13 protein-coding genes and 1 tRNA gene are annotated in these 12,882 nt (G+C 67.6%); 8 read left to right on the top strand and 6 right to left on the bottom strand.

The genetic code is table 11. From position 1 onward, the window contains the following. Positions 1-7 precede the first annotated feature (7 nt). Genes SCH01S_RS07610 through SCH01S_RS07595 form a run of 4 tightly spaced genes read left to right on the top strand, consistent with a single transcriptional unit; the run spans position 8 to position 2,079 of the window. Positions 8-766, top strand: coding sequence for a F0F1 ATP synthase subunit A (locus tag SCH01S_RS07610; RefSeq protein ID WP_174436030.1), 759 nt, complete (start codon positions 8-10; stop codon positions 764-766). Positions 767-790: 24 nt separating this feature from the next. Beyond that, positions 791-1,018 (top strand): ATP synthase subunit C-like protein, encoded by a 228-nt coding sequence (locus tag SCH01S_RS07605; RefSeq protein ID WP_046348191.1) that lies wholly within the window; start codon positions 791-793, stop codon positions 1,016-1,018. A gap of 25 nt (positions 1,019-1,043) precedes the next feature. Then, positions 1,044-1,535, top strand: a complete 492-nt coding sequence (locus SCH01S_RS07600) for a F0F1 ATP synthase subunit B (protein ID WP_046348190.1) — start codon at positions 1,044-1,046, stop codon at positions 1,533-1,535. A gap of 4 nt (positions 1,536-1,539) precedes the next feature. Next, the gene (locus SCH01S_RS07595) at positions 1,540-2,079 is read left to right on the top strand and encodes a F0F1 ATP synthase subunit B family protein (protein ID WP_046348189.1); all 540 of its coding nucleotides are present in this window, start codon (positions 1,540-1,542) and stop codon (positions 2,077-2,079) included. Here the strand turns inward: SCH01S_RS07595 and SCH01S_RS07590 are convergent. From SCH01S_RS07590 to SCH01S_RS15795, 3 genes are all read right to left on the bottom strand, one after another. Further along, on the bottom strand, positions 2,076-3,431 hold the full coding sequence (locus tag SCH01S_RS07590) for a phosphomannomutase/phosphoglucomutase (protein ID WP_084689454.1): 1,356 nt from the start codon (positions 3,429-3,431) through the stop codon (positions 2,076-2,078). The two genes, SCH01S_RS07595 and SCH01S_RS07590, sit on opposite strands and share 4 nt — an antisense overlap. 138 nt (positions 3,432-3,569) lie before the next feature. After that, positions 3,570-5,228 carry a M28 family metallopeptidase gene (locus tag SCH01S_RS07585; protein WP_046348188.1) on the bottom strand — a complete coding sequence of 553 codons (1,659 nt, stop codon included), beginning with the start codon at positions 5,226-5,228 and terminating at the stop codon, positions 3,570-3,572. Between the two features lie 254 nt (positions 5,229-5,482). Continuing rightward, positions 5,483-7,111 carry a methyl-accepting chemotaxis protein gene (locus tag SCH01S_RS15795; protein WP_084689453.1) on the bottom strand — a complete coding sequence of 543 codons (1,629 nt, stop codon included), beginning with the start codon at positions 7,109-7,111 and terminating at the stop codon, positions 5,483-5,485. A gap of 118 nt (positions 7,112-7,229) precedes the next feature. Here SCH01S_RS15795 and trxB point away from each other — a divergent pair, with 118 nt between their 5' ends. Then, on the top strand, positions 7,230-8,195 hold the full coding sequence (trxB, locus tag SCH01S_RS07575; RefSeq protein WP_046348187.1) for a thioredoxin-disulfide reductase: 966 nt from the start codon (positions 7,230-7,232) through the stop codon (positions 8,193-8,195). Between the two features lie 118 nt (positions 8,196-8,313). Here the strand turns inward: trxB and SCH01S_RS07570 are convergent, their stop codons facing one another. Both SCH01S_RS07570 and SCH01S_RS07565 read right to left on the bottom strand, forming a co-directional pair. Then, entirely contained in the window at positions 8,314-8,583 is a 270-nt protein-coding gene (locus SCH01S_RS07570; RefSeq protein ID WP_046348186.1) for an acyl carrier protein, read from the bottom strand. Between the two features lie 11 nt (positions 8,584-8,594). Next, on the bottom strand, positions 8,595-9,596 hold the full coding sequence (locus SCH01S_RS07565; protein WP_046348185.1) for a GNAT family N-acetyltransferase: 1,002 nt from the start codon (positions 9,594-9,596) through the stop codon (positions 8,595-8,597). Between the two features lie 50 nt (positions 9,597-9,646). Between SCH01S_RS07565 and SCH01S_RS07560 the strand changes: the two genes are divergently transcribed. Both SCH01S_RS07560 and SCH01S_RS07555 read left to right on the top strand, forming a co-directional pair. Continuing rightward, entirely contained in the window at positions 9,647-11,275 is a 1,629-nt protein-coding gene (locus tag SCH01S_RS07560; RefSeq protein WP_046348184.1) for an AMP-binding protein, read from the top strand. After that, positions 11,272-12,504, top strand: a complete 1,233-nt coding sequence (locus SCH01S_RS07555; protein WP_046348183.1) for a pyridoxal-dependent decarboxylase, exosortase A system-associated — start codon at positions 11,272-11,274, stop codon at positions 12,502-12,504. Before SCH01S_RS07560 ends, SCH01S_RS07555 begins: the two co-directional genes overlap by 4 nt. On the opposite strand, the gene SCH01S_RS16755 is transcribed toward SCH01S_RS07555, so the two are convergent. Further along, entirely contained in the window at positions 12,501-12,653 is a 153-nt protein-coding gene (locus SCH01S_RS16755) for a hypothetical protein (RefSeq protein ID WP_169746371.1), read from the bottom strand. The two genes, SCH01S_RS07555 and SCH01S_RS16755, sit on opposite strands and share 4 nt — an antisense overlap. A 100-nt stretch (positions 12,654-12,753) precedes the next feature. Here SCH01S_RS16755 and SCH01S_RS07550 point away from each other — a divergent pair. After that, a tRNA-Leu gene (locus tag SCH01S_RS07550) sits at positions 12,754-12,838 on the top strand. Positions 12,839-12,882 lie beyond the last annotated feature (44 nt).

Genomic DNA, 12,882 nt, shown 5'->3' with positions numbered 1-12,882 from the left:
GACCAAAGTGGCCGCTGGCAACAACCCGATGGAGCAGTTCGCGATCCGCGTGATCCACCCGTTCAACGCGGGCGGATACGACGTGTCGTTCACCAACTCCTCGTTGTGGATGCTGATCGCGCTGGGCGTGATCGCGGTGTTCCTGTTCGTCGGCACCGCGCGTCCGCAGCTGGTGCCTGGCCGCGCGCAGGCAGCCGTTGAATATGTCTACGACTTTGTGCGCGGCATGCTCGACGACAATGTCGGGCCGGAAGGCAAGCGCTTCACGCCGCTGATCTTCTCCGTCTTCATCTTCGTGCTGATCCTCAATCTGCTGGGCCTGATCCCCTGGGTCGGCGCTTTCACGCCGACCAGCCATGTCGCGGTGACGCTGGCGCTGGCGCTGATCGTGTTCCTGATCGTCTGCATCGTCGGCTTCTGGAAGCACGGCCTGCATTTCCTGACGCTGTTCTGGCCGAAGGGCGTTCACCCGGTGCTCGGCCTGTTCATCATGCCGATCGAGGTGATCAGCTTCCTCGTGCGGCCGTTCACGCTGGCGATCCGGCTGTTCGCGAACATGACCGCGGGCCACGTGCTGCTGAACGTGTTCGGCACCTTCGTCGTGGCGCTCGGTTCGTTCGGCGCGCTGCCCTATGTGTTCGGCGCGGTGCCGCTGGCGGTGAACGTGGCGCTGACGGCGCTCGAGCTGCTGATCGCGGTCATCCAGGCCTATGTTTTCGCCCTCCTCGCGTCGATCTACCTGAACGACGCGGTCAACCTCCACTAAGACAAACAGGAAAAGGAAATCATCATGGATCCAGCAGCAGCGAAGCTGATCGGCGCCGGCCTTGCCGCGATGGGTGCGGGTCTCGCCGCGATCGGCGTGGGCTTCATCTTCGGCAGCTATGTGCAGGGTGCGTTCCGCAACCCCGAGGCCGACGGACGCGTTTCCGGTCGTCTGTTCCTCGGCTTCGCGGTGGTCGAAGCGCTCGGCCTGATCGCGGCCGTCGTCTCGCTCTACCTCGCGTTCGCGGGCTGATCCGAGCACATAAGCGAGCCGTCCGATGCCTCAGTTCGAAGTCGTCAATTTCGCGCCCCAGTTCGTCTGGCTCGTGATTTCCTTCGCGATCCTGTATTTCGGGATCGTGCAGTTCACCGTGCCCAAGATCGGGCGGGTGATCGGCGAGCGCGAACAGACGGTGTCGGACGATATCCAGTCCGCCGAAGCCGCGAAGGCCGAAGCGGACCGGATCGAGGCCGATTACGCGGCGAGCGTCGCCGCGGCCAGGGAGCAGGCGCGTGAGGCTCTGAATGCGGCCCGCGGCCAGGCAGCCAAGGCCGTCGAGCAGCGGCTCGCGGCAGCCAACGAGGAAGTCGAACGCAAGCAGAATGCTGCCCAGACCCAGCTCGACGCGGCGCGCGCCAAGGCGCTCGCCGATATCGAAGCGGTCGCGGCCGAGGCTGCTGCCGACATCGTCGAGCGGCTGACCGGCGCACGGCCCGATTCACGGACGGCGGTGCAGGCCGTCCAGTCTGTCGCCCTGGCGGCGGAGTAAGACGATGGCAGAAAACACTGTCGCCCTGACCGAGACCGAGCATCATCAGCCGACGCTGCTTGGGCTTGAGGCCGAAGGCTGGGTCTATGTCGGCCTGACCATCTTCCTGCTGCTGGCGATCTTTGTCGGCAAGGCGCCGAAGCGGATCGCCGACGCGCTGGACCTGCGTATTGCCGAGACCCGGCGCCAGCTCGACGAAGCCAAGGCCATCCGCGCCGAGGCCGAAGCGCTGCTCGCCAAAGCAAAGGCACAGCACGCCGCGAGCGCCGGCGACGCACAGGCGATCCTGGCCCATGCCGAGCAGGAAGCGGGCGACATAATCTCCGAAGCCGAGAAGAACGCGACCGAGCTGACCGCGCGCCGCGCCAAGATGGCCGAGGACAAGATCGCGGCGGCCGAGCGGAGCGCCGTCGCCGAAGTCCGCGCCCGTGCGGCCGAGGCGGCGACCAGCGCGGCCGCGCGGCTGATCGCCGAACAGCACGATGCTGGCGCGGACAAGGCGCTGGTCGACCGCACGATCGCCGGCCTGAACCGGGTCCACTAAGGCTCCAGCTTCAATCCCGCACGCGCGAGCCGGCCGAACAGGTCGGCTCGCAGCGTTTCCAGCCCAGCCTCGTCCCAGGCCTCGATCCGCGCGGTCAGCTTCGGCTCCGTGCCGGACGAGCGGAGAAGCCACCAGCCTTCCGGCCGCGTGACGCGTAGGCCGTCGGTGCGATCAATCGCGCCATCCAGGTCTGCTTCGACTGAGGCGAGAATGTCCGCCTTTTGTGTGTCGGGGCAGGAGAGGCGCAGCTCCGGTGTCGCGATGGTGCGCGGCAGGCCGGATCGAAAACTCTTCAGATCGATCCTGCCAAGCGCCGCGAGCAGTCGCATCGCGACGTGCAGCGCGTCGTCGGTGCCGGTCCAGCGATCGGCGAAGAAGATATGGCCGCTCATTTCGCCAGCCATCGGTGCGCTTTCGCGCAGCATCGCCTCGCGGATCAGGACATAGCCCGAGGGCGCCATGACCTGCCGGCCGCCCGCCGCGGCGATGCCGTCGAACAGGACACGGCTGGACTTCACGTCCGCGACGATCGCCGCGCCGGGGTGGGAGCGGAGCAGGTCCGTGGCCAGGAGCAGGATCAGCTGGTCGGGCCAAAGGATTTCGCCTTGGCCATCGACAACGCCGATGCGGTCGCCATCGCCATCGAACGCTATTCCGAGGTCGAGCCGTTCGGCCGTGACGAGTTCCTGCAGCTGCTTCAGGTTTTCCGGAACCGATGGGTCCGGATGGTGCGCGGGAAAGCGGCCGTCGATCGCGCCGTTGATGATCCGGTGCTCGCCGGGCAGGCAATCGACCAGGCGCGCCAGCACCTCGCCAGTTGCGCCGTTGCCTGGGTCCCAGCCGACGCGGAGCGAGGGCGCGCCTTCGCTCGCGGCGAGCAGGCGGGCGATATAGCCGTCGAATACAGACACGGGCCCTGCCGAACCGCCGTCGAGCGCTTCAGCACGCTGCCTGACCAGAGCCGTCAGCGTGGCGCCATAGACCGGCTCCTTTCCCAGCAACAGCTTGAACCCGTTCTGGTCGGGCGGGTTGTGCGATCCGGTGATCATGATCCCGCCATCAAGGTCGCGGGAATGCACGACGTGGTAGAGCATTCCCGTCGGGCCGCGGCCGATCCGCTCGACGGTGGCGCCGCCTGCAACCAATCCGGCGACGAGCGCTGCTTCGAGCGCGGGGGAAGAGAGACGGCCATCATAGCCGACAGCCACGCGGCGTCCGCCCTGAAGAGCGGCGGCGTAGGACAGGCCGAGCGCTGTTGCGTCGGCGTCGGTGAGATCGGTGCCGACTTGGCCCCTCAGGTCATAGCTGCGGATCAGCTTCGGGTTGGCCAGAGGGGCGTCGCGGGCGCTCACGTGGCGGGAACGCGGGGGTGGGGGAGTGGTTGCCTAGCGCCGCTAGGAGAGGGTGATTGGCCAAGTACCACAGCACCCTCTCCCCGCTCGGCCCCGCAGGGCCGAGTCGCCCTCTCCCCTGGAGGGAGAGGGTAGGCTCTACCGTCGCTCCGCCGCGGTCTTGTCGCGTTCGCGGCGGAATTCGGAGTCTGCGCTCCAGTTCGGCCATTCGCGGCTATTCGCGAGGTCTTCGCCCAGCTTGTAGAGCAGGCCGAGATCGTTCTGCATGCCGGTCAGGTCCCAGTCCGGGCTCCATTCGTCGGCGGGCTGGTGATAACGGTCCTTCACATAGGCTGCGCCCAGTTCCTCGCCGCGCTTGATGCCGCCGCTGACCAGATCGTTGCCGCCGTCGAACGAGATCGCCGGAACGCCCCGCTTTGCCATCGAGAAATGGTCGGAGCGGTAGAAGTGGCCGGCTTCCGGGTGCGGATCGGGGCTGTAGGTGCGGCCGCGCTCGGCAGCGAGCTTGGTCAGATCGTCGAGCAGGCCGAGCTTCGCGCTGCCGGAGATGGTGAAGTTCTTCGTCGCGCCCGCGATGGAGCCACCGTCCATATTCAGCACGCCGACCGTCTTGGCGAGCGGGTAGAGCGGATTGGCGGCGTAATATTCGGAGCCGAGCAGGCCCTTCTCTTCGGCGGTGACGGCCAGGAACAGCACCGAACGCTCCGGCTGCGGGCCTTTTGCGAAGGCGCGGCCGAGCTCGAGCAGCTGAGCGATGCCGGTCGCGTTGTCGACGGCGCCATTATAGATGCGATCGCCGCGCGCGTCGGGCTCGCCGACGCCCAGGTGATCCCAGTGCGCGGTGTACATGACCAGCTCGTCGGGGTGCGTGGAGCCGGGCACGATGCCGGCCACGTTGTGCGACGTGATCACTTCGGAATCGACGTCATAGTCGGCCGAGAAGGTCGCCTTCAGCGGCTCCGGCTTGAAGGCGCGGGTCTGCGCCTTCTTCTTTTCCGCGTCGAAATCCAGACCGGACGCCTTGAAGATCGCTTCCGCCTCGTCGCGCTGGATCCAGGCTTCCACCGGCGTGTGCTCGGCCTTCGGGTCCTTGCGGACGATGTCGAACATCGCGTTGGTGTTGGAGTTCTTGACCGTGTTCCAGCCGTAGGAAGCGGGAGCGGTTTCGTGGACGATCAGCACGCCCGCGGCGCCGCGGCGGGCCGCTTCCTCGTACTTGTAGGTCCAGCGGCCGTAATAGGTCATCGCCCTGCCGCCGAAATCAGCGCCATCAGGAGTCTTGGTGCCGGTCTCAAAATCCGGATCGTTGACAAGGACGACCAGGATCTTGCCCTTGACGTCGACGCCTTTGAAATCGTCCCAATTCCGCTCGGGCGCGGTGACGCCGTAGCCGACGAACACCAGCGGCGCGTTGTTGATCGTGACGTGCTTCTGGCCTGTCAGCGGGGCGCGCACGGCGATCTGCTCGCCCTGCGTCAGCGGCATGGCCTTGCCGGCGATGGTCAGCACCAGCTTGGGATTCGGGTCCTTGATCGATGCACGCAGCAGCGGGACTTTCTGGTACCAGCTGTGCTTGCCGTTCTCGATATCGCCGGCCGGCTGAAGCCCCGCGGCCTGCATCTGCTGCGCGATATAAGCGATCGACTTGTCCTCGCCCGGAGTGGCAGGCCCGCGGCCCTCGAACGCATCGGAAGAGAGCGTCTTGATGTCCTGCGTCAGCCGGTCCGTGCTGAACTGAGGCGCCTGCGCGAGCGCGGCGGTGGAGAGAAGGGCGAGGACAAGCAGCGATCTTTTCACGGAAATTCCTTGGGGCTGGAGGAGCAGGCGTCATGCCGCGCGAAGCCCATCAGTTCAACTTTACGGCTGAACCTGCCATGAAAACGCCCAAAACGAAGACGTTACGGTAGCGTTTCCAATCTATTCGGGAACCGCCGAACCCGCGATTCGTTCTGCCGGGCGGAGCTTGCCTTCCCCCCTTCGCAAGCTCCGTGTGCCAAGTTGGACGCCCCGCTGCCCACCCCCCCTTGGCAGCGGGGCGCTTTGTCTCTGGTTCAGGCGGCTCGCAACCGGCTCAGGAAGTCGCCGGCGGCCTCGGTCAGGGCGCGACTCTGCGCATCGAGGGTGCTTGCAAGCGCGCGCATCGATTCCGTCAGCGCATCGGTTTCGCGGGCGCGGTCGGCGAGCTGGGCAATGTTGCTGTGCACGTTCTCGGCGTCTTCGGCGGCGTCCAGCGAATTGCGGCCGATATGGTCGGACGCCTGGCGCTGGTGGGTGACCGCTTCGGCGATCGCATTGGCGCCATCGCTGACCGATTCGACCTGGACGGCCGCCTTTTCGACAGCGGCGAGAGCGTCCGCGACGCGGGACTGGATCGCCGCGGTCGTCGAGCCGATGCGGCCGATCGCGGCGCCTGTTTGCGTCGCCAGGTTCTTCACTTCGTTCGCGACCACCGCAAAGCCGCGGCCGGCCTCGCCCGCCCGTGCGGCCTCGATCGTCGCATTGAGCGCGAGCAGGTGGGTGCCGGTCGCGATATCCTGAATGAAGGTCGCGACGCTGGCGATGTCTTCGGCGCTCGCCGCAAGCTCCTCGAGCGTGCGGCGCGTGTCGTCGGCCGACGCGCGGGCGGCGGCGCTCGCCCGGACCTGGTCGGCGACCTGGGCGGACACGTGATCGACGGCGGCGACCATCTGCTTCGAGGCTTCGGCAACCCCTGCCACGGCGAGGGTGGCGCCGGTTGCGCGGCTGGACGCAGCCACCGCCTTCGCGGTGGCATCGCGTCCGATCTCGCTGAGCGTCGCGGACGAACCCTGGAGGTCGCCCACCGCCGCTTCCAGGTTGCGCGCGACGGCGACGACACTGGCTTCGAATTCCTCGGCCAAGTGCAGCAACTCGTCGCGGTGACGACGTTGCGTCTCTGTGCGGGTCAGTTCCTGTTCGCGCTCCGCCGCCAGCCGCTCAGCCGCGCGGCGTTCGATCTGCAGGCGTTCCTCCTCCCGCTTGGCGCGCTCGGCAGCCTTCAGGTCGCTGGCCGACTGGAGCTGGTTTACGAGGAGATTGGCGAGGTCGAAGTAGACGCGGCCGAGCATCAGGATGAACAGCGCGTCGGCGCAGTACATCGCGGCGGGAACAGGTGTGGGCTGCAGCCAAAGCGTCAGGGCGAGCGTCGCGCCCAGAATGCTCGTGTAGAGAAGCGCCGCCAGCGGCAGCATCGCAAGGACCAAGCCGCCCATGCTCATCGCCGCGACCAGCGTGCAGAACAGATAGATCCGATCGCCCTCCGCCGCCGTGAGCAGGGGGACGCCCATGATGCCGCTCCAGACGATGCCGGTCAGCGCAGCATAGACATGGACCATGTGCCATTCGACGGTCCCGTCGCGGTATCGAACACGCGCGTAGCGGGTGCGCGGCAGAAGCAGGAGGCCGCCGATCGTCGTCGCCAGCAGCGCGATGCAGCTCAGCAGCAGGGCGGCGTGGCCGCTTGCGCCGTAAAGATAAGCGATCACGAGGGCTGCGGCGCAGTTGACGGGCGCCGTCTGCTCGATCTGGCGGACGACCTCGTCGATCTGGGCGCGCGCGATCTCCGGACTGGCGCCCAGGTGGCGCGTCACGCGGCGGCGCTCGGCGCGCATCGCGAGCCGAAGCCGTATCGCCAGTCGCGCCAGGGCCGAACGTCGAGCCATCCGGCGGCCGTTCTGGAGGTGGAATGGTTAAAGACACGTCAACCATACGGCGTCGCGTGCGAATTGCGCGGAACGAACGGCCGCCCTATCTGCACCGGCGAAGGGATTCTCGATCGCCATGACCATTCACAAGACGCGCATGCTTATCCTCGGCTCGGGACCGGCCGGCCTGAGCGCCGCCATTTACGGCGCGCGCGCGGGCCTGAAGCCGATCGTCGTCCAGGGCATCCAGCCCGGCGGGCAGCTGATGACGACGACCGACGTCGAGAATTATCCGGGCTTCGCGGATGTGATCCAGGGTCCCTGGCTGATGGAGCAGATGCAGAAACAGGCCGAGCATGTCGGCACGACCTTCATGTACGACATCGTCACGGGCGTGGACCTGTCGCGGCGGCCGTTCCGGCTGACCGGAGACGGCGGCGACGTCTACGAAGCCGACACGCTGATCATCGCCACCGGCGCGCAGGCGAAGTGGCTGGGGCTCGACAGCGAACGGCATCTCGCGGGCAAGGGCGTCTCCGCCTGCGCGACCTGCGACGGCTTTTTCTATCGCGGCAAGAAGGTCGTGGTGATCGGCGGCGGCAACACGGCGGTCGAGGAAGCGCTGTACATGACCAACCATTCGCCGGACGTGACGCTGATTCACCGGCGGGATTCGCTGCGCGCCGAGAAGATCCTGCAGGAGCGGCTGTTCGCGAACGAGCGCATTTCGGTGCTCTGGGACAAGACGGTCGAGAAGTTCGTGGCCGGCGGCTCGCCGGAAGGGCTGGTCGGGCTCGACCTGAGGGACACGCGGACGGGCGAGCACAGCCACATCGCCTGCGACGGCGCGTTCGTCGCGATCGGCCATTCACCGGCGACCGAGCTGTTCCAGGGCCAGCTGGCGCTGGACGAAGGCTATATCACCGTCGAGCCGGGCACGAGCCGCACCGCCATCCCCGGCGTGTTCGCGTGCGGCGACGTTATGGACAAACATTACCGCCAGGCGGTGACGGCGGCGGGCACCGGCTGCATGGCCGCGCTGGATGCCGAGCGGTTCCTGGCGGAAGCGGAGTTTGCAGCGAAGCGGGCGGAAGCGGCTTAAGGGGAGACAGCAAGAAGTCCGTTCGTTTCGAGCGAAGTCGAGAAACGATTTGGCTCGGAGCTGGCGCTTCTCGACTACGCTCGAAGCGAACGGGATTTATTATCCGGCCGCTCCGTTCCTACTGAACCTTCCGGTCCAGGAACGAGACCAGCGCGCCGAAGGTGGCGAGCATGTCGCTTTCGACCTCGTCGTCCTCGATGACGATGCCGAGCCGGTCCTCGATTTCGGTCAGCAGGCCGGCGACGGCCATCGAATCGAGTTCCGGCAGCGACCCGAACAGCGCGGTTTCCGCGTGGAAGGCGGTCGCGCGCTCGGGCGTCAGCCCAAGCACATCGACCAGGACGGCGCGCACGGTCTGTTCGACCGTCTCGTGATATTCCGGAACCATCGCCGCGCGCGCTAATCCAGCGGCGAACGACGGACAAGCCCTGCCGCAGAGGCGGCCAATGCCGGCGCCCAGGCGGAGGGCGCGCGGGGGTTGAACAGGTCGAGCCGGCGCAGCACCCGGCGATCGTCGGCCCAGTCGGCGAGTTCGGCTTCGTCGCCGTTGCCGAGGTCGATCGTCTGTGCGTGGTCGACGTTGATCAGATAGCGGAGCATCGATGCCGTCAGTTCGGCCGAGGGATGGACCTGGCGCGCTTCGCGGTCCTCGACCCGCCAATGGGCCAGCGCGAGACCATCCTCGAACGTCCAGAGCTGGGCGGCGACAGGCGCATCGCCGACCCGAGCGATGCCGAGCCGGAGCGTGCGGTCGACGCTCGCATCCTGGGCGAGCGCGCGGAGGAACGGATCGGGGCCGCCCACCAGCTCGACCTCTTCCCACAGGCGGGGCGTGATCAGGTCGGTGATCTCGACGTGCAGATGGCGGCTGCCGGCGGCAACCTGCTCGTGCAGCTGCGCAGGGCAGCTTTCCCAATACTCCTCGAAATGCCGGCCGGCGACGTCGAGCGTGAAATTGGCGGGGCCGGCCCGGTCGCGCACCGTCCAGCCCCCGGCCTGGAAAGCCTGGCGGAGCAGCGCCGCGTCTTCGGGCAGCAGAGGTTCGAATGTGAGCCGCGCGAGACCGAACAGCCGCAGGCGGCGCGCCAGGGCACGCAGCAAGGCCCGCTTCATCGAGTCGTCGGCATCGCCGGCGAACACCGGTGCGAAGTGGATGCTGTGGTTGCCCACCAGGGACACGGCCCGGTTCGGCCGGCTGCGGGCAAGGAACAGCCAGGCCTCCGCCTGGCCGGCGCGGGCGCGCGCGATCAGCAGCCGCGCGTCGGGAAGGGCGTGCTCCCAGGTCCGGCCGAACCATTCGAGGCGGAGCAGCGGATCGGGCTGGGCAGGCGCGTCGAGCCGGCCGCGTGCGGCGAGCTGCGCGGCGCGGAAGGAGTCAAAATATTCCCCGGTGACCCACAAGACGCTAATCCCCGTTACCGGCGCGACGTTTGGACGGGGAAGGGCGGAGGTTGCAAGAGCTTGATCCCGTTCCCCGGCCGATCGACCATCTTCCCTCGTGTGGGGGCCCGGATGGGCCGGCGCTGATCGTCGGCGGCGAGACGCTGACCTATGCCGACCTGGAGCGGCGAGTCGGGCGGTTGGCGGCGTGGCTGCGCGATTTGGGAATCGGACCGGGCGACCGGGTGGCGAGCTGGCTGCCCAAGACGCTCACCGCCTGCCTATTGCCGCTCGCGGCGCCGCGGATCGGAGCGGTGCATGTGCCGATCAATCCGGTGCTGAAGCGGGCGCAGGCGGGATATATCCTGGCGGACAGCGGCGCGCGGCTGCTGGTGACGCAAGAGGCCCGAGCGGCAACGTTCGAGGCTGGGGATGTGCCGGACGAGTGTGAGGTGGTGCTTAGTCCTCCCCTGCCTTGGCAGGGGAGGGGGACCGTCCCCGCGCAAGCGGGGATGGTGGAGGGGCGGAGCGTAGCGACGAACGCCGACCCTCCGCTTCGCTTCGGGCCCCTCCACCATGCTTCGCATGGTCCCCCTCCCCAAGCAGAGCTTGGGGAGGAGCTTATTGGGCCTTCTTCCCTCGATCCCGACACCCTTGCTGCGCTGCTCTACACCTCCGGGTCCACCGGGCGGCCGAAGGGGGTGATGGTTTCGCACGCGAACCTGTGGCTTGGGGCGGTTTCGGTCGCGCACTACCTGAAGCTACGGCCTGACGACCGAACGTTGTGCGTGCTGCCGCTTGCGTTCGATTATGGCCAGAACCAGCTGCTCTCGACCTGGGCCGCCGGCGCCTGTGCGGTGCCCCTCGACTATCTGACGCCGCGCGATGTGGTGAAGGCGGTGGAGCGGCGTGGGATCACGACGCTGGCCGGCGTGCCGCCGCTCTGGCTGCAGCTGGCAGAGGCAAATTGGCCCGCGGAAACGGCACTCAGGCGCCTGACCAATAGCGGCGGGGCGTTGACCGAGCCGCTCGTGCGCAGGCTGAGGGCGCTTTTGCCGGGCGCGGACCTCTACGCGATGTACGGCCTGACCGAGGCGTTCCGGTCGACCTATCTCGATCCGGCGCTGATCAGCGAGCATCCGACTGCAATCGGGTCGGCGATCCCGTTTGCCGAAGTGCTGGTGGCGCGGCCGGACGGGAGCGTCGCGGCTGCCGGCGAACCGGGCGAGCTGGTCCATTGCGGACCGCTGGTAGCAAAAGGCTATTGGCACGATCCCGAACGAACCGCCGGGCGGTTCCGGCCGGCGCCGGCCGGTTCTCATTATGGCGGGACGGCGGTCTGGTCGGGCGACACGGTGGTGCGGGGTGCGGACGGCCTGCTCCGCTTCGTCGGGCGTGCGGACGAGATGATCAAATCCGCAGGTAACAGGATCAGCCCGACGGAGATCGAGGAGGCGGTCGTCGGGACGGGCTTAACCGGCGAAGCGGTCGCGCTCGGCACCGCCGATCCGCGACTGGACCAATCGATCCTGGTGATTGCGCGTGGCGACGGAAGCGCCGAGGAGGCGCTGCGCATGAGCCTCAAACGCGATCTTCCCAACTTCATGCAGCCGGCGCGGATCGTCTGGCTGGCGCAGCTGCCGCGTGGACCGAACGGCAAGCTGGATCGCGCGGCGCTGCGGGCGGAGCATGCATCGTGAAGCCGATGGGACCAATCCCTGCGGATTTCGGGGTGCGCGACGGTGCATTGCTGATCGGCGGCCGGACCGCGACGGCGCTGGTTCGCGATGCCGGCGAAACGCCGCTGTTCGTCTATGACTTTGCCATGATCGAGCGGCGGATAGCACGTTTCCGCGCGGCGTTTCCCTCGATCGACTTGCATTACGCGCTGAAGGCCAATCCGTTCGCCGGCCTTGTCCACCGGATCGCGCCGCTGGTTGACGGGATCGACGTTGCGTCGATGGGGGAAGCGCGGACGGCGATCGGCGCCGGGATGGCCGCCTATTGCCTGTCCTTTGCGGGTCCCGGAAAGCGCGATGCCGAGCTGGAGTTCGCGATCGCGCACGGCGTGACGATCAACCTGGAGTCGGTGGGCGAGGCGCAGCGGGCGCTTGCGATCGCCGCACGGCTGGGCCTGAGGCCGCGGCTGGCGGTGCGCGTCAATCCGGATTTCGAACTGCGCGGATCGGGCATGCGGATGGGCGGCGGTGCGAAGCCGTTCGGAATCGATGCGGAACGGGTGCCGGAGCTGGTGCGGAGCCTGGCATCGGAAGACGTGGAGTTTCGAGGCTTTCATATCTTTGCCGGGTCGCAGTCTCTGGACCCGGACGCGATCATCGAGGCGCAGGCGGCGATGGTCGCGTTGGCAGCCCGCTTGGCCGAGCAGGTCGGGGTCGCGCCGTCCCGTCTGAACCTGGGCGGCGGGTTCGGCATTCCCTATTTCGCGGATGATGTGCCGCTGGACGTGGAGCGGATCGGGGCCGCGCTGGAGGCACAGTATCGCGCCCGGCCGGCGGTGCTTGCGAACACCGGCTTTTGCCTTGAACTCGGCCGCTGGCTGGTCGGCGAGGCTGGCGTGTACCTGACGCGCGTCGTCGACCGGAAGGAAAGCGGCGGCCAGACTTTCCTGATCGTCGACGGTGGGCTGCACCATCAGCTTGCCGCGTCGGGCAATTTCGGGACGGTGGTGCGCCGGAATTATCCGTTAGCCGTCGCGCACCGGTTCGGCGCGGAGCCGGACGAGGTCGTCACTGTCTGCGGCTGTCTGTGCACGCCGCTCGACCGGCTGGGCGACCAGGTCGCGCTGCCCCGCGCGGAGGCCGGCGATCTGATCGCGATCTTTCTGGCGGGCGCCTATGGGGCCAGTGCGAGCCCGTCGGCGTTCCTCGGGCACGGGCCGGCGCCCGAAATGCTGGTGGGAACCCCCTAGATCGAGTCGGGCGGCTGGCCGGGGTCATCCGTGTGCGTGCCCGGGTCCGGCTGGTCGATGTCAGGGCCCGGCGTGGTGACTTCCGGTGTGCTGTCCGGACCGGGTGGCGGCGATTCGGGCGTGGAGTCGGGCGGCGGGACGGTGGCCATGGTGCGCTCCTTGATCGGCAAAAAGCTGGAACGCAGCGCGCTCTTGCGGGTTGCCCATTATCGGTGGCTGGTATAGACGCCCGCGACCGGCGGTCCGGCCGCGGGCGTGGCGGAATTGGTAGACGCGCTGGATTTAGGTTCCAGTATCGCAAGATGTGGGGGTTCGAGTCCCTTCGCCCGCACCAATTCCCAAGCCTCCGCAGGGCCAGGACTCCCTCAGGATTTTGAA

This window comes from Sphingomonas changbaiensis NBRC 104936 (genome assembly GCF_000974765.1).
Lineage (GTDB): Bacteria > Pseudomonadota > Alphaproteobacteria > Sphingomonadales > Sphingomonadaceae > Sphingomonas_B > Sphingomonas_B changbaiensis.
The sequence above is the reverse complement of the archived record's forward strand: the minus strand, read 5'-3'. Positions and strand labels throughout refer to the sequence as shown.